The sequence below is a fragment of the Brevibacillus sp. HD3.3A genome (assembly GCF_013284375.2).
Classification (GTDB): domain Bacteria; phylum Bacillota; class Bacilli; order Brevibacillales; family Brevibacillaceae; genus Brevibacillus; species Brevibacillus parabrevis.
This window is the reverse complement of record NZ_CP085874.1, coordinates 4,678,448-4,704,515: the sequence shown is the minus strand read 5'-3', so window position 1 is coordinate 4,704,515 and position 26,068 is coordinate 4,678,448. Positions and strand designations below refer to the sequence as shown.

The window sequence follows — 26,068 nt, the reverse complement described above, 5'->3', positions numbered from 1 at the left end:
GGACGAAGGAACTATGGTTCAATCAATCGAACGGACGATGAAAATCATCAGAGTGCTGATATCAGACGAAAAACACGCCTGGCCCATATCGGAGTTAGCAGAAGCGACCGGCCTGCCGATCAGCACGCTCCACCGTTTCCTCGAATCGATGATCCAGTTCGGATTGGTTGAGCAGGAGCCTGTCACCAAGCATTACAAACCCGGTTATACGTGGATGGAAATCGGCTTTATTTTGCACGAGAAGCTGAATTTGCGTTCCGTGGCTCGACCATTCATGGAGGAGCTGGCCAACGAGGTCGAAGAGAGCATTTTCCTGAACGTACTGGCAGGCAAGGACTCGATGCCGATTGAAAAGGTCGAGAGTCCGCTGAAAATTCGCATTGACGAGAACTTGGGGGAACGGATTCCACTGACGATCGGTGCCCCCAGCAAAATGATTTTGGCCCATTCCAAGGCAGCCGAGATCGAAAAAATTATTTCCGAGCAGCTGCCAGCGCCTTCGCACGAAGCGTTTCTGGAACAGCTTGCGGCCGCCAAAAAAGGCGGATATGCCATCAGCTACGGCGAAAAAACGGAAGGGACGATGGCAGTCGCAGCCCCGATCTTTGGCTACGGCAATCAGCTCGTGGCTGCGATTTCCATCAATGCACCGATCTTCCGCGTCCCGGATGAACGGCTGCCGCAGCTCATCGAAAAAGTAAAGCAGCAAGCAACCGCCATATCTGCAAGAATCGGCGGCGCTTAATCGCAACCTCCATTTCCGAACGTCATCGGATGGAGGTTTTTGTTTTTTAATGCTTACTATTGGAACTTTCAATTTTTTTGCCCGAAAAATCTGTGTTAGTGTGGAGGAAATCGAGAGGAGGAGCACAAGACATGTTTCCATTTCGGGTTATCAATCAACCAACAACGGAACAGCTGCTGGACATGGCGAGTGTCATCGAAGTGGTGGAGCAAGCCTACCAGATAAAATCGAGTCAGCAAGCGACGCTGTTTCCGCTGATTTTTCATGAATTTGCGGCAGGCAAAGCGGATATGGATATCAAGTCGGGCCATTTGCCCGGAGCGGATATATTCGGACTCAAGCTCGTCTCCTGGTTCGGCGAGAACGAGCAAAAAGGATTGCCGCAGCTGATCGGAACCGTGATGGTGCTGGACAGCCGGACAGGCGTTCCGCTGGGGCTGTTGAGCGGCGAGCATATTACATGCATGCGAACGGGGGCTGCTGGCGGGATCGGGGCCAAGTATTTGGCTCGACCGGAAGCGGAAAATCTGCTGATGATCGGGACGGGTCACCAGGCGCCTTTTCAAATCATCGCGACACTGATGGCGATGGACAACATCAAGCGAGTGTACATCAGCCATCCGCGCTCCTACGAAAAGGCGCAAAAGTTCGCGGCAACGATCAAAGACAGACTGCTCACGGCGTTCGTAGCGAAATACGAAGGAGAAGACTACGAGCGCTACGCACGTAAATGCGAGGTTGAGTTTATCGCGGTCGAAAGCCTGGAAAAGACGGTCGGAGAAGCGGACGTGATCATCACGGCAACCCCTTCCCGGACGCCGCTGATTCAGAGCGAATGGGTCAAGCCAGGGACGCACATTACGTGCATCGGAGCCGACATGGCGGGCAAGCAGGAAATCGACGAGCGACTTTTCGCCATGGGACGGGTCTTCGTGGATGACATCGGGCAGGCTGTGAGCGTGGGAGAAACCGAGATTCCGCTGAAAAAAGGGCTGATTTCGCAGGCGGACATTGTCGCGGAAATCGGCAGCGTCATTCTCGGACAGGCAGCGGGACGCCGCTCGGCGGAGGAAATTACGATTTTTGACAGCACAGGCATTGCGCTGCAAGATTTGCTGACAGCGCACCACATTTTGCAAAAGGCGCAAGCGAGCGGCGCAGGAGCTGTCGTCGATCTGTAGTAGCAGCTTGCGATCCATACACACGGAAATGCACGGAACAACCGAAGGAGAGGTCAAAGATGAGAATTGCCCCGTTTAAAGTAGAAGAATGGATGAATGCCTACGAGCTGGAAGCGGTCTACAACATCGCGGAAACGTGTGTGGACTCCCTGACCGTGGAAGAGCTGATTCGCCTGTCGGCAGAGCCGGCCGATTTTTTTGCCGAGATGGCGCAAAAGAAGCTGACGTACGGCCACATCGAAGGCTCGCCTGAGTTCCGCAGTCTCGTCGCGGGCATGTACAAGACGCTGACGCCGGACAATATTTTGGTGATGAACGGAGCGATCGGAGCCAATTTTCTTGCGCTGTTTTCGCTGGTCGGCCCTGGCGATGAAGTCGTCTCTGTCCACCCGACTTATCAGCAGATTTACGAAGTGCCTGCGTCGTTCGGCGCTGAGGTGAAGCTGCTGCGACTGGTGCCGGAGAAGCAGTTTTTGCCTGACCTGGATGAACTGCGCACGCTTGTCACAGACAAGACCAAGCTGATTTGCATCAACAATCCGAACAACCCGTCCGGTGCGCTGATGGATGAGGTGACGTTGCGCGAAATTGTGGAGATTGCCCGTTCGGTCGACGCTTACGTGTTGTGTGACGAGGTGTATCGCCATTTGCATCAGGACCCGGAGATCGAGGTTCCGTCTATCGTAGATTTGTATGAAAAAGGGATTGCGACGAGCAGCATGTCAAAAGTATTTTCGCTGGCCGGCTTGCGCCTGGGCTGGATCGCCGCGCCCCTCGACGTCATCAAAAACTGCTTCTCGCACCGCGATTACACGACGATCAGCTGCGGGATGCTCGACGACATGCTGGCGGTTCATGCGCTGAAAAACAGGGACAAGATCATGGAGCGCAATCTGAAAATCGTGCGGGACAACCTGCAAATTTTGGACGAGTGGGTGGCGGCGGAACCGCTCATCTCTTACGTCAAGCCAAAAGCGGGAACGACCGCCATGCTCAAATACGAGCTGGATATGCCGTCGGAAGCGTTTTGCATCGAGCTGTTCCGTGCGACAGGCGCGTTTTTGACGCCGGGAAGCTGCTTTGACATGGAAGGCTGGGTGCGGATCGGGTACGCTTGCGACACAGAGGTGCTCCAGGCGGGTTTGGCGCAAGTCTCGAAGTTTTTGCGGGAGAGAAGCTAGGCGATAAGCGGATTGCTTGCCTGGAAAAAAGGTGCTGACGATTGCAAGCGGCAGCAATGGGGACGCCGCCAAGCTGGCGGGGAGCGTATCCCGTTATTCATAGTGGTGCACTGTGCAGGTTGAACTTCACGTCCACTCTCGGCTACACTTTTCCGTATAGACGAAGAAGCGGGGGAGAGTGGTGCAAGGCATGGAGCTGCGGAATTTGAAAACGTTTCAGGTCGTAGCGGAGCATTTGAACTTGACGAAGGCTGCCGAGCTGCTCGGGTACAGCCAGCCGACGATTACTTTGCAGATTCAGGCACTGGAGCGGGAGCTGGGGCATCCGCTTTTGAACCGCGTCGGCAAGCGCACCTTTTTGACCCCGGCAGGGAAGCTGGTGAAGCAGCATACCGATCAGCTTTTTTCTGTCCTGTTGCGCATGGAGGAGGGGCTGAACCACCTGCATCTGCCTGTCGGCCCGCTCGTGGTGGCCGCGCCCGAATTTTACTGTACCCAGTACATGCCGCAAATGCTCAAGGCTTATGTGGAGACACATCCCCAAGTGAACTTGCAGGTCATCTCGTGCACGAGTCAGGAAGCGTTGAAAAAAATTCGCGCCCACGCAGCGGACATCGGGATTATTGCCGGAACCAGTACGCAGCAGGGGATTTATTCCATGGTCGTCGATTTAGAGGAATTTGCTCTCGTTGCTGCGCCGGATATGGTGCAGGGCCGTTCGATGACGGAAACGCTGACGCAATTCCCGTTTTTGTCCTATCAGGAAGGGTGTAATCTCGATGGCTTCATTACGGAGTGTCTGCTGGAGATCAGCTACGTCCCGCCCTCTGTCATCAAGTGCAGCAGCGAGGAGACGATCAAGCGCTCTGTGCTCAATCAGACGGGCGTCGCCTTGCTCAGTACGGCGCTGGTGGAGGGGGAGCTGCGAACGGGCGAGCTTGTCGAGTTGTACCGTTTTTCCAAAAAGGCGGAAACTTCGCTCGTCTGTCTGGAGCGGCGGCGCGACGAACCAGCGATTCAAACGTTCATGGAGCTGGTAAAAGACGTGTGGCTTTCGGTGCGGGAAGAGTAGGCCGGATGAGTGGCGGACGCCTTTACATGTTTTGAATTGGCAACGGGCATAATTTCTGGGAGCTTGTGTTGCAGCAGAACCAGAAACAGCAAGGAGCTGATTGTTACGAACAAGGATCAAGCGCCTGTGCGCTATGCCAACAGCATTTACATGAAGGAGCTGGTGCGCGAAGAGGATCGGCTTCATCCGTTCCCGATTTTTCGCCGCCTGCGCGCAGAAACTCCTGTCCGCTACGATGAAAACCGCCAGACGTGGGATGTGTTTCGCTACGACGACATTCAGCGAATTTTGAAGGATCACACGACGTTTTCCTCCAAAAGGATCGCGGATGCGAAAAAAGAAACGGTGCTAACGATGGATCAGCCGAAGCATACCCAGATGCGCAATCTCGTGAACAAGGCGTTTACGCCCAAAGCGATTTCCGATTTGACCCCGCGCATTGACTCGATCGTCACGGAGCTTCTCGACATGGTCAAGGACAAGCGGGAAATGGATTTGGTGCGCGATTTTGCTTATCCGCTGCCTGTAATTGTCATTGCCGAGCTGCTCGGCGTTCCGCCAAAAGACCGCAGATTGTTCAAGGATTGGTCCGATACGATGGTCAAAGGAGCGGAAGCCGATACAGACGAGGCTCTTATCCAGATGCACAAGGACAAGGAAAAAGCGGAAGCAGAGCTGTTCCACTACTTTCGGGCGATATTGGCCGAGCGGCGGGCTGATCCAAAAGATGATCTCATCTCCGCCTTGCTCGCTGCCGAAATCGACGGAGAGCGGCTGAACGAAGAGGAAGTATTGCGCTTCTGTATTTTGCTGCTGGTCGCAGGCAACGAATCTACGACCAATCTGATCACGAACACGATTCGCGTCATGACCGAGCAGCCGGACATCCAGGAGCGAGTGCGCCAAGACAGGGAGCTGGTCAAATCGACGATCGAGGAGACGCTGCGCTACTATCCTCCGTTCGTTGTGGTCGGCCGCCGCGCAGTGGAAGATGTGGAAATCGGCGGACAAAAGATCGCAGCGGGCCAGCAGGTCGTCTCCTGGGTCGTATCGGGCAATCGCGACGAGAGCAAGTTCGAGCAGCCGGATTTGTTTTTGCCTGACCGCAAGCCGAATGCCCATCTCAGCTTTGGCTTCGGCATTCACTTTTGCCTGGGAGCGCCTCTCGCCCGGCTGGAAGGGCAGATTGCCTTGGACAGGATTTTGTCTTCGCTGCACGAGATCGCATCGCCAAAAACAGCGCTGACTCCGATTCCAAGTCCGATTGTTTTTGGCGTGGAGAGTTTTCCCGTGACGTTTCAAACCCGTTGAGGCGCGGGAGACAAGCCGATTTTGCTTGCGGACGGCAGCCGAGAAAACGGGGCAAGAGCAGACACCTCCAGAGCAGAGGTGTCTTTTTTGTGCTTTTTGTTCACTGAAATTGAAGTTACATGTACAAAAGGAGATATAAAGTAAAAAATCCAGAAAATATCTGAGGAACAAATGTAAATTGTTTGACTATTTGAATGGGCGTAGGTATAATTTGGTTATCTTTGTTAGTAAAGTTAACTAACTGCTGTGGTGGTGATTGTAAAGGCGTGCGAGCTCCCAGAAAAACAGGCAACAGTAAACTCGTAAAGAAACTGAACAAGGAAGAAGTTTTGCAACAGGTCATCCAACACGGTCAGATTTCCCGCGCCGATATTTCCAAGCAGACACTGCTCAGCCGTCCGTGCGTCTCCGCTTTGGTCGATGAAATGATTCAGGAAGGATTGCTGCAAGAGGTCGGCATGGGGGATTCCAAAGGCGGCCGCAAGCCGATTCTTTTGGAATACAATTACCAGGCTTATGCGATTGCTGGAGCGATCTTCGAAGGGTCGATACTGGACATGGCGATTGCGGATATGAAGGGGGAGTTTCTCGCCCGTCATCGCAAGCGACTGGCGCAGCCGGCGAACGGGGAGACCGTCATCGAGGATTTGGCAGCAGGTTTGGATCGCTTGCTTGCCGAGAGCGGGATTCCGCGCGAGCGACTGCTTGGCATGGGAGTGGGATTGCAAGGGGTCACGCAGCGGGGAAGCGGTACGGTCAGCTTTTCGCCGAGTACGGGCTGGATGGGGTCGCCGATATTGCAAACCATCGAGTCGCGACTGGGGCTGCCCGTCATCATCGACAACGATGTAAACATGATGACTTTGGGCGAATACGTTCGCGGAGCAGGCACTGGCCATTCCAACGTCGTCTACATGTATGTGGGAACGGGCATTGGTGCGGGGATCATCCTGGATGGACAGTTTTACCGGGGGAGTCGGGAAGCAGCAGGCGAGATCGGCTTCATGATGATCGGTCCGGTACATAACCGCCCGAATGGCGCGTCCGGAGTGTTTGAGACGAATTTTTCCATACCGGGAATCGCGCAGCAGGCAAAGGGATTTCTCTCTGACCTTCAGGAAGGGTCGAGTGTCATAGAACAGCTCATGCTTTGTGCCAAACAAAACAGCGAAGCGAAAGCGCTTTTGCAGGAAGTGTATCGGCATTGGGCTTACGGCATGGCGAATATCATCAGCATTTTGAACCCGGAAATCCTGATTTTGAGCGGAGAGATGGTCCACGTCGATGATGAAGGGGTGAAGCAAATTCACGATTGGCTGACCGAGTGGGTGCCAGAGGTGCCTTGTCTCGAAAAGGCTGCTCTGGGGGAGCGAGCAGGTTTGATTGGTGCCGTCCACAGTGTATTGGAAGCGTTTCCGTTCACACGACTGCTTGACAAAGAGTGAGAAAAAAGAGGGGGAGTCAGTTTTGAAAAAGGTCAATCACAAGCTGAAATCATGGATGAAAGGCGTATTCGCCAGCTCCTTGGCTCTGACTGTGGCCGCGTGCTCAGGTGGAGGACAGGAAGCAAAGCCTGCCGACAACGGCGCAGGCGGCCAAACGGGCTCGCAGCCAGCTGCGCAAACTCCGGCTCCATCCGGTGAACCGCAAAAGCTGGTTATTTACACCGGACGGGATAAAAACATCTTTGAGATCGTGCTGCCAAAGTTCAAGGAAAAGTATCCGAATATTGAAGTGGAAACGCTCGAAATGGGCGCTCAGCAAATTTTGGAGCGCGTACGCGCGGAAAAAGCGAACCCGCAAGCTGACTTCTGGTGGGGCGGCACACAGTCTGCTCTGAGCACAGCGGCCGACGAAGGATTGCTGGAGCCGTACAAGCCGACTTTTGCCGACAAGATTCCTGACCTGTACAAAGACAAGGAAGATCGCTGGTACGGCGAGATGCTTTTGCCAGAGGTCATCATGTACAACTCGCAGGCGCTCAAGCCGGAAGAAGCTCCGCAAGACTGGGATGAGCTGCTCGATCCGAAATTCAAGGACAAAATCGTCATCCGCAACGTTTTGCCATCCGGCACGATGCGGACGATCTACTCCGCGATGATTTTCCGCCAAGGTGCAGATACGCCGGAAAAAGGCTACGAATGGCTGACAAAGCTGGATGCCAACACGAAAGAGTACACGCAAGACCCGACCAACCTCTACCTGAAGCTTGACCGTCAAGAGGGCGTCATTTCCTTGTGGAACCTGCAAGATGTTCTGCTCCAAAGCAAAAAGAACAACCATCCGTACGACTTCATCTATCCAAAGAGCGGAGCGCCGATCCTCGTAGACGGTATCGCTCTCGTCAAAGGCGCGAAAAACCTCGATGCAGCGAAAAACTTTATGGAATTTTTGATGAGTCCTGAGATTGCTTCCCAATTGGCGAAGGAGCGCTTCCAGTTCCCGGCCCGCACGGATATCAGCAAGGATGAATTGCCAGACTTCATGAAAAACCTGGAGCTGAAACCACTCGAACTCGACTGGGCTGTCATGGCTGCCAAAGAGAAAGAATGGATGCAGCACTGGGATGAAAACATCAAGGGCAAAGGCAAGAAGTAACTCGCAACAGACTAGACGGGAAGGAGCGTTCCTTTCCGTCTAGTCGCTTATGCCAACGTCTTAGGCCAAGCAGCCAGGAATGGCCATGAAGGAGGAAACAAAACCTGATGAGCAGCGTAACACTTGATCACGTCCACAAAAAGTTTGGCAATGCAAAAGGGGTAGAAGACGTCCACATTCACATCGAATCAGGTGAATTTTTTACGTTTCTCGGTCCGAGTGGTTGCGGCAAAACGACTACCTTGCGGATGATTGCCGGCTTTTATTACCCGACAGCAGGGCAAATCCGCTTCGGTTCCCAGGAGGTTACCTCCGTTCCGCCCCACAAGCGCAATACAGGCATGGTGTTCCAAAACTATGCGCTTTTCCCGCACATGACCGTTTTTGAAAATATCGCGTTCGGCTTGCAGGTGCGTTCTGTGAACAAGGCAGAAACGAAAGAGCGCGTGGAGCGGATCATGAAGCTGGTTCGACTGGAAGGCTATGGCGAGCGGCGCATCGACCAGCTTTCCGGTGGGCAACAGCAACGGGTGGCGCTGGCACGGGCGCTGGTCATCGAGCCGCAGATTCTGCTGTTGGATGAGCCGCTGTCCAATCTGGACGCCAAGCTGAGAGAAGAGACGCGTTTTGAAATCAAACGGCTTCAGCTGGAGTTGGGGATTACGACGATATACGTGACGCATGACCAGGCTGAAGCGATGTCCATGTCGGACAGAATCATGGTCATGCAGGGCGGAGAAGTGCAGCAGATCGGTACTCCGCACGAGATTTACCATCGTCCGGTGAACCGTTTCGTCGCTTCGTTTATCGGGGAGACGAATTTGTGGGAAGGGACTGTGGTCGGCATCGACCGGGATGAAGTGCAAGTGCGCATCTCCTCGGGACAAGTGCTCAGCGGTTTTGCCAAAAATGCGTCGCCTCGCGCCAAGCTGGCAGTCGGCGAGCAGGTGACCATGTCCATCCGTCCTGAATCCGTCCAGGAGCAGAGCGAAGGAGCAGGAACGAATATCGTCACAGGCAAGGTCGTCATGTCCGAGTTCACTGGCGCATGCGTGAACTACGTGACGGAAGTAGGTCAGGAAAACTTGCGCAGCATGTCCATCAACCTCGGCCGTCCAATCAAGCAACGCGGCGACGCCATCGGACTGCACATACCGAAGGAGAGCATCTATTTCGCCGGATAAGGGGGAAAAAGCTTTTGAGAGCAGAATTGCAGCAAGCGCCGACATCGGCCAGACGAAAGTCCATCACGGCTTCACCCGCCTTCGTCTATGTGCTGGTATCGCCACTCTTTTTGATTTTGTTGGCTTATGTCATTTATCCGTTATTCCAGACGTTCGTCGCCAGCATTAGCGTCGATGAGCAAATTACGTGGAAAAACTACACGCGCTTTTTCAGCCTGGAGCATACGGCCAATCTGGAAGCGCTGTGGACCAGCGTCTATATTTCTGTACTGAGTGTCATCACCTGCGGCATCGTCGGGGTGGCGATGGCCTTTTTGTTGGAACGGTACGAGTTTCCGGGCCGCAAAATTCTTTCTGTACTGGCTCTGGTGCCGATGGCTTTGCCTCCGTTGATCGGCGTTCTGTCGTTTACGTTCCTGTACGGCGAGAGCGGAATTTTTCCGCGGGCGATCAAGGAGTTGCTCGGCTTGGCCCAAGTGCCGTTTTCATTGAAAGGCATCTGGGGCGTCGTGGTCGTCCATACGTTTACGATGTACACCTACTTTTTCATGACGGCGACAGCCGCGATCAAAGGGCTTGATCCTTCTTTGGAAGAAGCGGCAGCAAGCCTCGGGGCAAACCGCTTTACCGTCTGGCGGCGCATCATTTTGCCGATGCTTACGCCAGCGATGGTCGCTTCCTCACTGCTCGTTTTCATGATTTCCATGGCGTCGTACACAGCACCGCTCATCTTCGGTATCGACCGGACGATGACGATGCAAATTTACTTGTCCCGCACGAATGGCGATCTCGACATGGCGGCGGCGCAGTCGACGATTTTGTCCATTGTATCGATCGCGTTTCTGTTGATCATGCGCTGGTATCAAGGCGCCCGCAATTATCAGAACTTGAGCAAAGGCGTGAGCGTACACCGGACGGAAATCAAGAGCAAAGCAGGCCGTTACACAACGATTGTGCTGTCGTTTATCGGCACGGTCATTCTAATGCTGCCTATTCTCGTGCTGGTGCTCATCTCGTTTTCGGTGGATGGGACCTGGACGGTGCAAATATTGCCTCCGCAATACACTTTGGACCATTACATGGACTTATTTACGGACAGCAAAACATGGCGTCCGATTTTGAACAGTTTGCAGTTGTCGGCGATTGCTTCTGTCGGAATTGTCCTGTTCGGGGTAGCGGCGGCCTATGCGATGGTGCGTCTCAAATTCCGCGGGAAGACGCTTCTGGACGTGTTGATCATGCTGCCTTGGGCATTGCCTGGTACGGTTGTGGCGGTAAACCTGATTGCCGCGTTCAGCGAGCCGACGGCGTTCAGCTTCGGGCAAGTGCTGATCGGAACATTCTGGATTATCCCGCTCGCGTATTTTGTGCGCCACCTTCCGCTCGTCTTCCGTTCCACATCGGCAACCTTGCTGCAAATGGACCCGTCTGTGGAGGAAGCCGCGCGCAATCTGGGCGCATCGTGGTGGTACAGCTTCAGGAGAGTGGTGTTCCCGATGGCGCTTGGCGGGATTCTCGCTGGAACGTTGCTGGCGTTTGTACAGTGTATCGGGGAGTTTGTCGCTTCCATCCTGATTTTTACCCCGCGAACGACTCCGCTGTCTGTCGCGGTATTCCAGCGCATGTACAGCTTTGAATTTGGAACTGCTTGCGCCTATGGCGTCTTGCAAATCGTGGTCATCATCCTCGTGTTGTTCATCTCTAGCAAACTGACCAAGGACAAAGCCGGAACGGCCATCTAGCAGACGACCAATCGGTTAGATCGCTTCGGAAAACGGCTTTTGCGCAAGCCCTGCGGCAGCATACGGGAATTGGCAAAAGGAGGAGCTTCACGTGGAAAGCAGTGAATCGATAGACAAAAATGCTTCGGTGGTGCAGCCGACCAGGCTGCCCTGCCCACCTATCCCCGCCTCTGCGCGGACGATGCAGGGGGAACACGGGCTGTTGGATTTGTGGAAAGCGATCAAGCCACTGGCGACGATCGCCAGCGCGATGAATACGGGAGCGCATCCTGACGATGAACATAGCGCGATGCTCGCCTACTTGGCGATGGGACGGGGCGTTTACACGTCCAGCATAATCGCGACAAGGGGAGAGGGCGGCCAAAATGAAATCGGCTGCGAGCAAGGGATTGCGCTCGGCATCATTCGCACGCGGGAGCTGGAAGAGGCGTCTGCGCTCGGCAATGTGACGCTTGGCATCCTGAGTGAAGAGCTGGACGATCCGATCAACGACTTCGGCTTCTCCAAATGCGCGGAGGAAACGTTTCGCAAATGGGGCGAGGAAGTCGTCTACGAGCGACTTGTCCGCAAAATCAGGGAGCTTCGCCCGGATGTCGTCATCGCCTGCTTTGAAAATGAGCCGACTACGCACGGACACCATCGGGCGATTACGTTGCTGACACAGCGAGCTTTTCACGGTGCGGCAGACCCTGAGACGTTTCCTGCTCACATTCAGGAGGGCTTGTTGCCCTGGCAGATGAAAAAGCTGTATGTGCCCGTCATGGACAACGAAGACTATCATGTGGCTGTTCCTGTCGGGGAGTACGATCAAAACTACGGCTCCTCTTATGTCCAGCTTGGCGAGCGATCGAGATTCATGCACAAGACCCAAGGGATGGGTGTCCACTACGATGAAGGCCCGACCTACAATTACTATCGTCTCGATGCGTCCGTCGTTCCGGCGGCGGAAAAAGAGAGAGACTTTTTTGCCGGATTGCCGTTCACGTTTGCCGATCTGGCCCGAAGCGTCGCCCAAAAAGGGGAATCCGAGCTGGCTCGCATCCTCGATACGATGCACGATGCGGCGAATGAAGTGCTGTCGGCGTATCCGCGCTTTGCGGAGGTGGCAAGCCGCGTCCACCGGATGAAGGCGTTGCTGCATGCCGTTCAGCTGGCGGTGCCCGGCTCTTCGCTCGACGAGGAGACGAAGACCGATTTGCTGTTCCGTCTGGGGATCAAGGAAGCGCAGCTCAACCGCGCCAGTGCCGAAGCGCTGTCGCTTGTGGTCAAAATCAAGCCGGAGACGGGCGAGTGGGTTCCCGGGCAGACGACGACAGTCACGGTGACGGCCTACAATGGCGGAGCAATCGAGGTCGAACATGTGCAGCTGCGCCTGCGAGTTCCGCCCGGCTGGACAGCCAAGCCGCTTACGCCGACCACTTTTCCGCGGCTTCCTTACAACCAGACCGTTTGCACCGTATACGAAGTGTCCGTCCCGGCCGAAGCTGCCTTTTTTCACCCGTACCGGCCGCCGATTTTGGAAGTCGAGGCATTGTACTTCGCCTTTGATATAGCAAGCACCATCCGGGTAGTGCCGGATGACAGCGTCGCTGTGCTGCCGCCTTATTCATTGACCTTGACGCCGTCTGCCGTTGTGCGGAACACGCTGCATACAGAGCAGCCCATCCCGGTAAAAGTAACATTGAAGCAATATCGGCCGGGCAGCACGACAGCAAGAGTGTCCCTCGCCGTGCCCGAAGGCTGGACGGCGGAACCTGCGTTTATCGATGTGCCGTTTGCTTTTCGCGGAGAGACGAGAACGATTGCCTTCACGGTGCATACAGGGCCGCAGGTGGAAAACGGGAAGTACGAGGTCAAGGCGCAAGTAACCCGCGCCGATGGAGTGGCCGAGAGCGGCCAGGATGTGCAGGTGATCGAGTATCCGCACGTCGGACGGACGTATTTCATCCGCCCTGCCAAGCTCACTGTTCAGGCATTCGATTTGGCGATTCCCGAAAATCGGCGAATCGGCTACGTCGCCAGCGGCTTTGACAGCCTGGACAAATATTTGCGCGCGGTAGGCGTGCATTGCCTCAACCTCGATGCAGACGAGATCCAGTCAGGCGATTTGTCCCGCTACGATACGATCGTGCTCGGCATCCGCGCATACGGGTTCCGCAGAGAGCTGATCGAGTGCAACCAGCGTCTGCTGCAATACGTGGAAAACGGCGGCAATCTCGTCGTTCAGTACCACAAACCGGAGGACAAGTGGAAGCCGCAGCTCGCGCCGTACCCGATCTTCATCGGCGAGTCGCTGATTGACTGGCGCGTTACGAATGAGCAGTCAGACGTGCGCATGCTCGCACCCGAGCATCCGATGTTTTCCGAGCCTAACCCGATCACCCAGGCAGACTGGGACGGTTGGGTGCAGGAGCGCTCGATCTACAACCCTTCACGCTGGGGCAGCGAATATACCGAGCTGATTGCCACCAGTGATCCGGGGGAGCCGGAGTTTCGCGGAATTTTTCTGACGGCCCGTTATGGCAAAGGGACGTACACGTACAGCTCGCTCGCCTGGTTCCGCGAGATTCCGCAGCTTGTGCCCGGGGCCTTCCGCCTGTTTGTCAACATGATCAGCCAGAAACAGTAACGATCAAGACCATTCACTTGAAAAAGCTCTGATCTAACGTGGGTCGATCCATGGCAGCAGCAACGAAACACTCGCATACATAGCGCCATGATTGATATAGACATCAATCGTAAAAGCGAATGGAGGAGAGTTCATTGAGGAAGGGGAAACTTGCCAAGCTTTACACCATTGCGGCCGCGGCCGCGCTTGCCACGACTCTGGTCATCCCGTTGGCGCCACAAACGGCGCACGCCGATCGGGGAGTCGTCGATTTGTGGAAAGCGATCAAGCCGCTCACGACGATTGCCAGCGCGATGAATACCGGAGCCCATCCGGATGACGAGCACAGTTCCATGCTCGCCTATTTGTCGCTCGGCAGAGGGGTAGACACGTCCAGCGTCATTGCCAATCGCGGCGAGGGAGGACAAAACGAGATTGGCAGCGAGCTGGGCAACGCGCTGGGCATTATCCGTACCCGCGAATTGCAGGAGGCTTCCAAGATCACGAACATCCATCTGGAGAATCTCAGCCAGAAGATTGATGACCCCATTTTCGACTTCGGCTTTTCCAAAAGTCCGGACGAAACTTTGCATAAGTGGGGCGAGGATATTGCCTACGAAAGGCTGATCCGCAAAATCCGCACAATCAGACCGGATGTAGTGATTCCCGCATTTTTGAACGAACCTTCGACTCACGGCCATCATCGCGCTATTAATGTCATTACTGTCCGGGCATTCAAGGATGCCGCTGATCCAAACGTTTTCCCCGAGCAGCTGAAAGAAGGGCTGTCCCCGTGGCAGGTGAAAAAGCTGTATTTGCCTGCCCAGGAAAAAGATTACTCCGTCAGTGTTCCTGTCGGAGCGTATGACGAGATTTACGGCGCTTCGTATGTGCAACTGGGAGAAGAATCCCGCTTCATGCACAAAAGCCAAGGGATGGGCCGCCACTATGACGAAGGGCCGAGCTTTGGCTACTACAAGCTCGATCAGTCGATCGTCCAGACGAAAGCCAAGGAAGCTGACTTTTTTGAAGGCATCGCCTTCACTTTTGACGACCTGGCCAAAGAAACGGCAAGCCAGTCTGGCGGCGAAAAAGTAGCAAGCGAATTGAAGAAGCTGCAAAAGGATGCGGAAGAAGTGGTTGCCGCCTATCCGAGCTTTGCCGCTGTAGCCAAGGAAGCGCACGAGATGCTCGCTGACGTGCAGAAAGCGCAAAAAGACGTCCAATCGTCTTCGCTTCCCGAAGCAAGCAAAACCGATTTGCTCCATCGCCTGGATGTGAAGCAAGCGCAGTTGAACAAAGCCAGCGCGGAGGCATTGTCTCTGGTGACGAAAGTCAAACCGGAAACAAACGAGCTGGTCGCAGGCCAAACGACGAAGGTCACCGTGAGCGCGTACAACGGCGGTCAAGCCAAGGTGAGCGGCGTGAATCTGGCGCTGAACGTTCCGAAAGGCTGGCAGGCCAAAGCCCTGTCCACGACGAGCTTCTCTTCCCTGTCCTACAATCAGACAGTCAAGACTACTTTTGAAGTAACGGTTCCGTCTGATGCAAGTCTGTTCCAACCGTATGCTGCTCCGGCGATCACGGCTGACGTCAGCTACAGTTTTGCCGGATCAAAAGCAACCAGCCATGTCACGCCGGCAGATGCTGTTGCGGTGCTTCCGGCGTTCTCGATGTCGCTTGCTCCAAGCGCAACGGTGTTGAACACGCTGAAGTCGCAAGAACCGATCCCTGTCAAAGTCACTGTGAAAAACTACAATCCGGGTGCAGCGAAGACAAACGTGTCCTTGCAGGTGCCGGAAGGCTGGTCGGTGGAGCCGAAAGCAGCGCCGCTTGCTTTTGCCGCCAAGGGAGAAACGAAGTCGGTAGCCTTTACGGTGAAAGCGTCGGCTTCCGTCAAGCCTGCACCGTACACGATTACGGCAGTGGCGTCCGGTGACGGAAAAGAAAGCCGCCATGGCGCGCAAGTCATTCGCTATCCGCACATCGGCACAACGTATTTCGTGCAGCCTGCAAGTCTTGCTGTCCAGGCGTTTGACCTGAAGGTGCCGGAAGGTTTGAAGGTGGGCTACGTGTCCAGCGGCTTTGACAACATCGATCAATATTTGACCCAGCTTGGCGTCAATGTGACCAACCTGACGGCAAAAGACATCGAGTCGGGCGATCTCGGCCAGTACGACACGATTGTTCTCGGCATTCGCGCCTACGGTTTCCGGCCAGAGCTTACCCAAAGCAATGCCCGTCTGCTGAAATACGTGGAGAACGGCGGCAATCTCGTCGTGCAATACCACAAACCGGAGGATAACTGGAAGAGCGAGCTGGCTCCTTATCCGATCAAAATCGGCACGCCGCTGATCCAATGGCGCGTCACCGATGAAGATTCGAAAGTGACCATGCTCGCACCGGATCACCCTCTGTTCAACGCACCGAACAAAATTACCGAGGAAGACTGGAACAACTGGATTCAGGACCGCTCCGCCTACAATCCGGCAGAGTGGGGCAAAGAGTATACCACACTGATTTCCAATGGCGATCCGGGTGAAAAAGAGTTCACAGGTACATTCCTCTCCGCCAAGTATGGAAAAGGAACGTACACGTACAGCTCGCTGGTCTGGTACCGGGAAATTCCGGCGCTCGTGCCTGGCGCGATCAGAATGTTCGTCAACATGGTCAGCTTGAAGCAGTAGAAAAGCCGGACAGGGCGCAGGGCTTGCCCGACGCGACGGCTCACGTTTTGCCTGGGAGCGAAGCGAGGCGATCTTTGTTCGTTTGGGTCGCCTCCTTTGTCCCGGGAGTTATTTTGACTCTGCCAACGCCTGGACGAAAACAAACGAAGCAAACAATCACGAAACCATCGCTGAAACATGTGTAGCTGACGATTCGGCGTAAAAAGGAGATGCGAGTAGGATGGACTACAGGGAACGCATATTTTCGCAGGAGGGAGCCAGTTTCCCGGGAAAGACATACGTAGAGGCTGTGCTGGAGCCGGCATTTAATGAGGCGAAGCACCACCTGCTAAAGCCGATGATGGCAATCAACAAAGCGCATTTGATCATGCTGCGCGAACAGGAATTGATTACGGACGGCGAAGCCAAAGAGATTGCCCGCGCCCTTTGCGGGATCGAGATGGAAGAGCTGCGCCGCGCTACTTACACCGGGCAGTTTGAAGATTTGTTCTTTCAGGTAGAGAGCCGTTTGCTGGAATTGGCGCCAGATGTTGCAGGCAATTTGCACTTGGCACGCAGCCGCAATGACATGGGAATCACCATCTATCGCATGGTGCTGCGCGAAAAATTGCTGGTGACGATCGCATCTGCCCTCTATCTGAAAGAGCAATTGCTCCTCTTTGCGCAAGAGCACGCCGAGACAGTCATGATCGGCTATACGCATACCCAGCAGGCGCAGCCAACGACGATGGCCCATTACATGATGGCAGCAGCTGATCTTTTGAGCCGCGACATCAAGCGACTCATCCAGGCGTATCAGACGTGCAACCGTTCCCCGATGGGAGCAGCAGCTCTGACTACATCCGGTTTTGGCATCAGCCGGGAGCGGATGCGCGAATTGCTCGGATTTGACGAACTGGTGGAAAATTCATACGACGCCGTCTGCGGTGCCGACTATTTGGGCGAGGTAGCGACTGCCGTACAACTGGCCGCGATCGATTTGGGGCGCACGGTACAAGATATGCTGTTGTGGTGCACGCAGGAATTTGGCGCCCTGAAAGTCGCCAGTCCCTACGTTCAGATCAGCTCGATCATGCCGCAAAAGCGCAATCCGGTATCGTTCGAACACATGCGCTCGCTTTTGTCCAGCAGCGCTGGAAATGCCACGACTGTTTTGACGATGATGCACAATACGCCGTTTGGTGATATTGTCGATACAGAAGATGACATGCAGCCTTACGCTTGGAAGAGCATGGCTGTGCTGGAGCAGATGTACCGCCTGATGGCTTGCGTCGTCGGGACGATGGATGTCAACAAGGACGTCTTGCTGGAGCGGGCAAAAGCGAGCTTCGCTACGGTAACAGAGCTTGCCGATACGCTGGTGCGCACGGATCGCCTCTCGTTCCGCAAATCGCACCACATCGTAAGCCGGGTCGTAAAAGAAGCGATGAGCGCCGAGCTGGCGGCTAACCAGATCAGTCTGGAGCTGGTCAATCGCGCCGCAGTCGAAGTGATCGGCCGCGAATTGTCGATCACGGAAGAAGAGCTGCGCTTGGCGCTTGATCCTGTGCATTTTGTCATGATCCGCAAGCTGCCAGGCGGACCGAATCCGCAAGAAATCAACCGGATGATCACCGAGCGCCGGGCTGTTCTCGGGCAGGAAAGTGCGTGGGTCGCAAAGAAACAACAAGCCATTGCAGTTGGCATGAACAGGCTGGATCAGATGATAGCTGAATGGAGCGTGGGGTAATGGCAGTGGTGCGGATACCTCTTCTGGCAGTGGACGGAGGGGGCACCAAATGCTTGGCGGTGCTCGTGGACCGAGCCGCAAGAGAAGTCGGCCAAGGCCGTTCCGGCTCTTGCAACTATCAAGGAATCGGCGAGGAAGCGGCCGCCCGCGAATTGATCGCAGCCATTCGGCAAGCGATGGCCGATGCGGTCAGCCGTGGAGCAGGGAAAGAGCTTGGCCTGGAACAGGCAGCGGGCGAGCTGGAATGGGAAATCGAATGCGCCGTGATCGGGATTGCAGGTCTGGATACAGAGCATGATCGGCGGGTGATCTCGCGGATGGTGAGCAAGGTGCTGTATCAGCTTGGCATCCGCGTCCAGCATTTGATCGTGGAAAACGACGGGTTTGCCGCCTTGCTCGGAGCGACGGGCGGCAAGCCGGGCATTCTCGTCATCGCCGGGACCGGCTCCATCGCCTTCGGAGTAAACGACGCGCAAGAAACAGCGCGTTCTGGAGGCTGGGGCCATCGGGTCGGTGACGAGGGGAGCGGATACTGGATCGGCAAGCAGGCGATCATGGCTGTCCTGCGGGCGGCAGACGGTCGCGGCGAGCCGACGCTTTTGCAAAATTTGCTGCTTCCGCATGCCGGACTGGAGCGTGTCGATGAACTGTTCAACTGGACGTACAGCGACTTTTATTCCGTGGAAAAAGTTGGGGAGCTGTCTCCGCTGGTCAGCCAGGCCGCACTGGCGGGCGATCAGGTAGCGACCCGGATTTTGCAAGTTGCCGGAGAAGAGCTGTTTGCGGCCGTTCGTGCCGTGATCGACGCTCTGGATATGAAGGAAAAACCGTTTCAAATGATCATGCAGGGCGGCGTCTTGCAAAACGACGATCGGGTGCGAACAATCGTCGTCGAGCGTGTCCAGCAGTATGCTGCCCAGGTGGTCATCGAGAAGGCGCAAAACGACCCGATCTACGGTGTCATAGCAAAAGGACTGGCGTATTTGGAGCGGCAGTCAGGCGGCAAGTGAGGTGCCCGAGATGAAAAAACTGATGGTAGTATTCCCCCACCCGGATGACGAGTCCTTCGCTTGCGGCGGCACCCTGGCCAAATGCAAGGCAGAGGGCAAAGAGACTTGCTACTTGTGCATCACATCTGGTTGCAAAGGGCGATCCGGACCATTTGAGATCGATTGCCGGGAAAAGCTGGCTCGCCACAGGGAGCAGGAGCTGACAAAAGCCGCGGAAGTGCTCGGCATCAAGCGGCTGGATTTGTTCCGCTATGCGGACGGATCTTTGCAGCATGCCGATCTGGCTGAGTTGACAGCCAAAATACGCGAGGCGATCGTGGAGTGGAAGCCGGATGTCGTCATCACGTTTCCGCCAGACGGCGTGACCGGACACCCCGATCATATCGTCACCTGCAAAGCGACCACGCTTGCGGTCGAGCAAGCAGAAGCGCAGCTTGCGGCGGATGAATATCCGGATTTGTACTACGTGTCGATCCCGCATTACTACGACCATTGCCCGGACAGTGGCCCGCAGCCTGCGGTTCCGATTACAGGCAAGGTAGACATCACAGACTACCGGACACAAAAAGGCGAAGCGCTGCGCGCCCACCAGAGCCAGGTGTATTCCGTCAACCGCGCTTATCCGGGCGTCATTGATGGCGACTTTACCGTGATTGGCTGCTATGAATACTACACGCTGGTGCGATCGGCGGGCAAGCCGATTGAGCCGCTGCGAGCGCCGAAAGGGATTCCGGTGATGGAGTTGTAGGGTGTCTTTGGCCCGTTCAGTAGCAATGAAAATATGCCTGTTATTTGGCGTGGCGGCTGCGATCCGGCGTTTTTGCGCGGAGAGCAGCCGCTTTTTTCAACCATGTCTGCCACGGTGCATACATCGTCTGTTTGATAGACCGCTTCCGGCGGGCATATAATGAGAGGAAGGGGAAGAGAAGAGGTGAGTGTTTATCACAAATCCGAAAAAAGGGCAAAACGATAGCAAAGTTCTGAGATATATTAAGGCGTACAACGAAATTTTGCACATGATCCAGAGCGGTCTGTATCCCGAAAATAGCAAACTTCCATCCGAGACAGACTTGTCCCAGATGCTCGGGATCAGCCGGATGACTTTGCGGCAGGCGCTTTTACTGCTCCAGGAAGACGGATTTATCGTCATGCGTCACGGCTCAGGCAGCTATGTCAGCAAGACACCTAACGTGAACCATGCCGGGTTGGAAAAAAAGACGAATCCCGTTTATAAGTGCTCACAGTACGAGATTGAGCTGGCAACGATCAGCTATCGGATCGATGTGCCGAATGATTATGTGATCAATACGCTTGGAAAAATCGTCCCTTGGGTTATGGGCGTTGATCGGCTCTATGAACATGAAAAACGGGCGAGAGCTTACGGATTCACGATGATTCCCTACGACACTTTTGAGGCATACTCAATCAACTACGCCGAAGAAGCGCAGCTCGCGGCGTTTGTAGACGAGCAAATCTATGAATACGCGCACAGCACGAAGCTCGAAATCAAGTTTGTCAAAGGCAACGACCTCATTAAAACGCATAAAATGCCTTCCCAAAACAATTGGTTCGTCTTGATTCTGGAAGTGATTTACGATAAGACGGGGAACATCCTGATGCACAATAAATTTTTTGTTCCGGAAGAGGACGCGCAGCTAACGATCTGCACGTATTAGGAAAGCGGTAAACAGCAGCCAGCGAATGTGTTTCGCCTGCCTGTCTGCCCTATACTTGCGGCATATGACAGAAATCCCATCAGAAGGTGCGCTGATGGGATTTTCGCTATCGTTAGAGAGAGGTTGCTATAATTTTTCGGCAAGCCAATCGACCGTTATTTTGAGCAGTTCTTCCGGTGTGGACTGGTCAGGATTGAGGCTGTCGCCTTTGACAAGGAGAAATCCGTGATCTGCCTTGTCCAAAATGCGCAAAGTCGCATCGTTGCTGCCTGCGTTTTTCAGCAATTCGCGTGACTTGGCAGGAGCCACAATGACATCCAAAGAGCCGTGAATGGCTAACAGCGGGCCTGTGTACTGTTTGATTTCTTCCATTGCTTTTGAATTTTTCATCGCCACAAACCACTGCTTGCCAAGGCGAAGCTTGCTGCCCCATGGCAATACGAAATCGTAGTAGCCATTTTTTATTGCCTGCTCCTCATACTTGAACATATCTTCGAAGTCTGTCGCGCCGTTGGAAGAAGCAGATGCCCACGTCACGAGCGCTTTGACCGATTCGTTTCTCGCTGCCACTACTTGCGCAATCCGGCCACCTTGACTCCAGCCGAGAACGCCGATTCTTGTTTTGTCGACCAGCGGGTTGTTTGCGAGAAAAGCGATAGCTTGATTGGCATCGAGCACGGAATCGTCAAAGTTGTTGTAGACATAAGGGACCTTGCTGTCGCCACCGCCGACAAAATCGATGCGCAAAGATGCGTACCCGTTTGCGGCCAGCTTGGCTGCCAGTTTTTTGTAAATATCCCCCAGCTCGTTTTTGTTTCCGCCCGTGCCATGCAAGAGCAGCACAGCAGGAGCTGGATGTTCTTTTGTTGCTGTGGAAGGCACTGTCAAAATTCCGGGAACGACGTACGACTTGTTGGCGATGGAGACGGGACTTTCTGTTGCTGTAATCGCAGCTGTTTGGTTTGCAGAAATCTTGTCCTGGGCGAATGTACTTTGCTGGAAGCCCGCAAAAAGCAGAATGAGAGCGAGTAGGATGTTGGCAGAGACATATTTTGGCTTGTTCATAAGTCCTCCTTGGATTTGACGTTTTGACGTGTTGACGGCTTGTGCATCGCAACCTCCTTTTCCAAAGTTCATACAACAAGAAGACTAATACACGTATAGTTGTATGGTTAGTTGTATAATTCATAGTAACGAGTGGATAATTTTCTGTCAATTATTAATTTTGATTCAGCCATTGTTTGGCATGTGCCAGATGAAAGGGAGGGAGGTGCGTTCATGAACTTTTTTCTCACGCTCTTTTCCAAATACAAGTGCCTAGTTTATACGGCGTTCGGTCACGAGCGATATTTGCAAATCGTCCACAAGTTGTCCGCCCACGGGGTGAAGTTTCGGACTCGTTCGTACTCATATGGTCGGAGTCACTTGGGAGCAGACAGCGCAGGGATGTTTCCGCGCGAGGATCGTACCCAGTACGATATTTACGTGAAAAAAGAAGACGAGCACACGGCGCATATGGCGATTCATTCTAAATGAAAAAAAACGGGGTTCGGAGCGTAATCTTCCGGCCGCTCTATACGAACCGATTTGCCATTCGATATAATGAAATGGGAAATTTATGAATGGAAAGAAAGCGAGGAGGTAACAGTCGTGTCCGTAGTCGAAACATTGAAAGAGAGAAGAGCCGTCCGCAACTATATTCCGAAAGAAGTCGAAACAGAGAAAATCCAGGCGCTGCTCGATTGCGCCGTTTTGGCCCCGAATGACCGTTTGCGCCAGCCGTGGCATTTTTACGTTATCAGAGGAGAGGCAAAGCAACGGTTTGAGGAAATCGCCAAGGCGTTTTTGCTGGAGCGTTTTCCGACCAAGCCGAATCTCGTCCAGGACTCTTTGGCTGTTTTGGAAAAAACACCGCTGGTCATCGTCGTCACATCGGATGTAATTCCGGGCGACGAGGCTTCATCGGAAGACAACGAATACGCTGTATGCTGCGCGATTCACTCCATGTGGCTCGCGGCGAAGGAGCTTGGACTTGGCATGGTTTGGCGCACGAGAGGAATCGGCTTGGTGCGCGACGAGCGCTTGCTGGAATTTCTCGGCTCGCCGGAAAACAAAAAGGTTGTAGGCACGCTGTTCATCGGCTACCCGGAAGCGGATGCGCCTGTGACAAACCGTGTGGCTGCGGAAGAGAAGACGACCTGGCTGTAACGCTGACTGGCTGAAATAAATAACAACCCGGGATTGTTTGGCACGTACAATAATGGGGGATAGGCATAAGCCCAAAATACAAGGGAGGTTTTGCGCATGTTCGGAAAATTGGCCGCAGACGCGCTCGGATTGAGCAATGTAGGGATAGTGGTAAAGCCAGCCGACTTTGACAAAGTCGATGCAGACGATTACGTCATGCATGAAGACAACGAAAAAATCTACTTTTTGATCAAATCCAAAGCAGACGAATATTGCTTTACGAACCTGGCGCTGATTCACCTGGACGGAACGAGTGCAACCAGCAAAAAGCGCACGCTGCGCCGCTTTTCTTACGGCACGCACAAAATCGCAAACGTCGCTTTGGAAACAGCAGGCACCGTCGACCTGGATGTGGAAATCAAATTTTCCATCGGCGACGTGCATTACTCGATTGACGTGAATAAAAAGCATTTGGAAGAGCTGAAAGATTTGTACAAGGCGCTGCTGAAGATCGCCTCGATCACGCGCGAGAACGAAATAGCGCTCCAGATTGCCCAAGAAAGTCTGAGCATTGCGCAAAGCACACTGAGCAGAGTCACAGGTCATCAGGCAGATGTATCGTCCCAGTTCAGGTCGATCAATCAGTACTCTTTCGACTGGCTCATGGACGCCAGGGAGAAATTCGCCGTCAAAGATTTCGGCAAAGTGTTTGAAAAGTACATTCAAAACTAGAAACGATCGAGGGAGTGCCCCATGCAGAGCTTTCAAGAGCGCCGTTTTACGGATGCTTGCTCAGGCATGGATGGCACTCTTTTTTTAGTTCCGTTCCGTTAACCAAGTGATTGAAGGATGACGCGAATCGTATTTTCTACGAAGGAGCGTTGTGGACGGGCTTTCAACAGGACAGTCAGCCCGATCAACGAGACGATCAGCGACTGCGAGACGGCCTTGGCATCTATTCCGGGGTCGATTTCGCCTGATTTGATTCCGCGCTCGATCGTTTCCTGAAAGATGACCGCCAAATACATCTGATGCTCTCTGGTCAAAATCTCGAATTTTTCATCGTGCGGAGCAAGCTCGACCATCGTATTGATGCAAAAGCAGCCCCGACTGAGATCACCTGCATATTCCTCTTCCACCACTTGTTCAAAAAAAGCGCGAAACGCCTCTTTGACAGATGGCTTGCTCTGCAGCCGATTCCGCACTTCGGATGCGTGCGACATCGTGTATTTGCGCAAGGCGGTTTCAAACAGTTCCTTTTTGTCGCCAAAAGCCGAATAGATGCTGGGGCGCTGGATTCCCATCCTGGCTGTCAGATCGCTTAAAGAAGTCGCTTCGTACCCTTTCTCCCAAAAAAGCTGCATGGCAGCATCCAATACTTTTTCTTCGTCAAACTCGCGTGTTCTCGCCATTTTTGTTTTTGTCCCTTTCGATATGGGTGAATGTATTCATTACTTATCGGTATGATATATTTTATGGTTTTTGGCTAGTGTTGTCAAATGAGAGTATCCTGGCTTCGAGGGAGAAGCGGTGTTGGTGCGGGGTTTTGCGTTGGCGGATGTTTTTGTTGACTGCGAAAGAAGAGGTGGGATATATTTACTGGGCATGATAATGTACCGAATGGTAAGTTATTGTGGTTGGTGGTTGGATTTTTTATTAAGCATAGAATCGAGGTGAGTTCAAAATGAAAGAGGCTATGGAGAATGAGGTGGTTCGGGTAGACGGGGCGGTGGATTTGGTGGAGCTGGGACAGTCGGCGGATTTGGAAAAGCCGATGCAGTTGGAAAAGGTGGAACAGCCAGGTCGGTCGGTGAAGCTGGAACAGTCAGCGCATCTAGAACAATCGGCGCAACTGGAACAGCCAGTACAGCCGACGCTGTGCGATTCCGATGCTGTTCAAGGCTCTGGCATTTCCAGGCTGGTTACGTGGCTGTTTGCCGTGGCATGCGGGATGTCGGTAGCTACGATCTACTTCGCCCAGCCATTGCTCGATCATCTGTCGAGGGAGTTTGGCATCGACTACTCTGTTATCGGGAGCGTGATTACGGTCACGCAAGTGTGTTACGGAGCGGGATTGTTGCTGCTTGTGCCGTTAGGCGATTTGTTGAACCAGCGGCGATTGATCATCACACAGATGCTGTTATCTGTTTTGGCGCTTGTGCTGGTAGGAACGGCTTCCAGCAGCGCGATTCTGTACGCGGGTATCGCACTCGTGGGATTGTTGGCGGTCGTGACGCAAACGCTCGTGGCGTTCGCAGCGACCATGGCGTCGTCTGCCGAACGCGGTCGAGTCGTTGGGGTGATCACAAGCGGAATCGTCATTGGTATTTTGCTCGCCAGAACCGTTGCCGGATCGCTTACTGATTTGGCTGGATGGCGCGCCGTTTATCTCGTCTTCGCGGCATTGATGCTGCTGGTCGTTGGCGTGTTGTGGAAGGTGTTGCCGAATATCGAGCGAACGGTAAAGCCGCTATCCTACTCCCAGTTGCTGAAGTCCGTGTTCGTCTTGTTCGCCGAGGTGCGGATCCTGCGGGTACGTGCGATTTTGGCCCTGCTGATTTTTGCCGCGTTCAGCATTTTATGGACACCGCTGGCATTGCCGCTCAGTGCGCCGCCGTTGTCTCTCTCGCACACGGCCATCGGGGCGTTCGGACTGGCCGGAGTTGCTGGCGCCTTGGCGGCAGCGCGGGCAGGGAAGTTGGCTGATCTGGGTTACGGGCAAAAAACGACTGGCGTTGCTCTCAGCCTCTTGTTGCTGTCTTGGTTTTTCATCCGCTATACAGAGCAGTCGCTGTTGGTGCTCGTTATTGGCATCGTTCTGCTGGACTTGGCGGTACAGGCCGTCCACGTCACGAATCAAAGCATGATTTTGCCGATCCGCCCAGAAGCACGCAGTCGGCTGACGGCGGGATACATGGTCTTTTATTCCATCGGAAGCGCTGTTGGCTCGATCAGCTCTACTTATGTATATACGCATTACGGTTGGGACGGAGTGTGCTTGCTTGGAGCTTCGGTGAGCGCGGTGGCACTTTTGTTTTGGAGCATGACAAGAGGGGCGAGGGGGATGGAAAGGGGGGAGAGTAAGTAGTCAGGGCGAGGTAAGAGCAAAAGCCAAGGGCAAGAGCGAAGGGCAAAAACCAAGGGCAAAAACCAAGGG

21 protein-coding genes are annotated in these 26,068 nt (G+C 54.1%); 19 read left to right on the top strand and 2 right to left on the bottom strand.

The window, feature by feature from the left end; all coding sequences use genetic code 11:
- Positions 1-13 precede the first annotated feature (13 nt).
- The 15 genes from HP435_RS21845 (at position 14) to HP435_RS21775 (ending at position 20,724) form a co-directional block, all read left to right on the top strand.
- On the top strand, positions 14-745 hold the full coding sequence (locus HP435_RS21845; RefSeq protein ID WP_063227860.1) for an IclR family transcriptional regulator: 732 nt from the start codon (positions 14-16) through the stop codon (positions 743-745).
- Between the two features lie 131 nt (positions 746-876).
- A complete protein-coding gene (locus HP435_RS21840) occupies positions 877-1,926 on the top strand; it encodes an ornithine cyclodeaminase family protein (RefSeq protein ID WP_173599582.1) in 1,050 nt (349 codons plus the stop codon).
- A 59-nt stretch (positions 1,927-1,985) separates the two neighbouring features.
- Positions 1,986-3,107, top strand: a complete 1,122-nt coding sequence (locus tag HP435_RS21835; protein WP_122965969.1) for an aminotransferase — start codon at positions 1,986-1,988, stop codon at positions 3,105-3,107.
- Between the two features lie 190 nt (positions 3,108-3,297).
- Positions 3,298-4,179: a LysR family transcriptional regulator gene (locus HP435_RS21830; RefSeq protein WP_122965968.1), complete on the top strand. Its 882-nt coding sequence runs from the start codon at positions 3,298-3,300 to the stop codon at positions 4,177-4,179.
- Between the two features lie 150 nt (positions 4,180-4,329).
- Positions 4,330-5,490: a cytochrome P450 gene (locus HP435_RS21825; RefSeq protein WP_122965999.1), complete on the top strand. Its 1,161-nt coding sequence runs from the start codon at positions 4,330-4,332 to the stop codon at positions 5,488-5,490.
- Between the two features lie 266 nt (positions 5,491-5,756).
- Complete coding sequence (locus HP435_RS21820; RefSeq protein WP_122965967.1) at positions 5,757-6,935, top strand: ROK family protein; 1,179 nt, start codon at positions 5,757-5,759, stop codon at positions 6,933-6,935.
- 22 nt (positions 6,936-6,957) lie between these two features.
- Positions 6,958-8,088, top strand: a complete 1,131-nt coding sequence (locus HP435_RS21815; protein WP_122965966.1) for an extracellular solute-binding protein — start codon at positions 6,958-6,960, stop codon at positions 8,086-8,088.
- A gap of 107 nt (positions 8,089-8,195) precedes the next feature.
- Positions 8,196-9,272, top strand: a complete 1,077-nt coding sequence (locus tag HP435_RS21810) for an ABC transporter ATP-binding protein (RefSeq protein WP_122965965.1) — start codon at positions 8,196-8,198, stop codon at positions 9,270-9,272.
- Between the two features lie 14 nt (positions 9,273-9,286).
- Entirely contained in the window at positions 9,287-11,014 is a 1,728-nt protein-coding gene (locus HP435_RS21805; RefSeq protein WP_063227864.1) for an ABC transporter permease, read from the top strand.
- A gap of 91 nt (positions 11,015-11,105) precedes the next feature.
- Positions 11,106-13,643 (top strand): NEW3 domain-containing protein, encoded by a 2,538-nt coding sequence (locus HP435_RS21800; RefSeq protein ID WP_173599581.1) that lies wholly within the window; start codon positions 11,106-11,108, stop codon positions 13,641-13,643.
- 134 nt (positions 13,644-13,777) lie between these two features.
- Positions 13,778-16,309, top strand: coding sequence for an NEW3 domain-containing protein (locus HP435_RS21795; RefSeq protein WP_173599580.1), 2,532 nt, complete (start codon positions 13,778-13,780; stop codon positions 16,307-16,309).
- 220 nt (positions 16,310-16,529) lie between these two features.
- Complete coding sequence (gene argH, locus HP435_RS21790) at positions 16,530-18,038, top strand: argininosuccinate lyase (RefSeq protein WP_122965962.1); 1,509 nt, start codon at positions 16,530-16,532, stop codon at positions 18,036-18,038.
- Positions 18,038-19,048, top strand: coding sequence for an N-acetylglucosamine kinase (locus tag HP435_RS21785; RefSeq protein ID WP_122965961.1), 1,011 nt, complete (start codon positions 18,038-18,040; stop codon positions 19,046-19,048). Before argH ends, HP435_RS21785 begins: the two co-directional genes overlap by 1 nt.
- A gap of 10 nt (positions 19,049-19,058) precedes the next feature.
- Positions 19,059-19,796 carry a PIG-L deacetylase family protein gene (locus tag HP435_RS21780; protein ID WP_122965998.1) on the top strand — a complete coding sequence of 246 codons (738 nt, stop codon included), beginning with the start codon at positions 19,059-19,061 and terminating at the stop codon, positions 19,794-19,796.
- Positions 19,797-19,983: 187 nt separating this feature from the next.
- Complete coding sequence (locus HP435_RS21775) at positions 19,984-20,724, top strand: GntR family transcriptional regulator (RefSeq protein ID WP_122965960.1); 741 nt, start codon at positions 19,984-19,986, stop codon at positions 20,722-20,724.
- 126 nt (positions 20,725-20,850) lie between these two features.
- Here the strand turns inward: HP435_RS21775 and HP435_RS21770 are convergent, their stop codons facing one another.
- Complete coding sequence (locus tag HP435_RS21770) at positions 20,851-21,789, bottom strand: alpha/beta hydrolase (RefSeq protein WP_167470364.1); 939 nt, start codon at positions 21,787-21,789, stop codon at positions 20,851-20,853.
- 213 nt (positions 21,790-22,002) lie between these two features.
- Between HP435_RS21770 and HP435_RS21765 the strand changes: the two genes are divergently transcribed.
- From HP435_RS21765 to HP435_RS21755, 3 genes are all read left to right on the top strand, one after another.
- The gene (locus tag HP435_RS21765) at positions 22,003-22,260 is read left to right on the top strand and encodes a hypothetical protein (protein ID WP_122965958.1); all 258 of its coding nucleotides are present in this window, start codon (positions 22,003-22,005) and stop codon (positions 22,258-22,260) included.
- A 114-nt stretch (positions 22,261-22,374) separates the two neighbouring features.
- On the top strand, positions 22,375-22,932 hold the full coding sequence (locus tag HP435_RS21760) for a nitroreductase family protein (RefSeq protein WP_122965957.1): 558 nt from the start codon (positions 22,375-22,377) through the stop codon (positions 22,930-22,932).
- A gap of 96 nt (positions 22,933-23,028) precedes the next feature.
- Positions 23,029-23,643 carry a PH domain-containing protein gene (locus HP435_RS21755; protein WP_173598153.1) on the top strand — a complete coding sequence of 205 codons (615 nt, stop codon included), beginning with the start codon at positions 23,029-23,031 and terminating at the stop codon, positions 23,641-23,643.
- 98 nt (positions 23,644-23,741) lie between these two features.
- Here HP435_RS21755 and HP435_RS21750 read toward each other — a convergent pair whose 3' ends face one another.
- Complete coding sequence (locus HP435_RS21750; protein ID WP_173598154.1) at positions 23,742-24,323, bottom strand: TetR/AcrR family transcriptional regulator; 582 nt, start codon at positions 24,321-24,323, stop codon at positions 23,742-23,744.
- Between the two features lie 272 nt (positions 24,324-24,595).
- Between HP435_RS21750 and HP435_RS21745 the strand changes: the two genes are divergently transcribed.
- A complete protein-coding gene (locus tag HP435_RS21745; protein ID WP_229049737.1) occupies positions 24,596-25,999 on the top strand; it encodes an MFS transporter in 1,404 nt (467 codons plus the stop codon).
- Positions 26,000-26,068 lie beyond the last annotated feature (69 nt).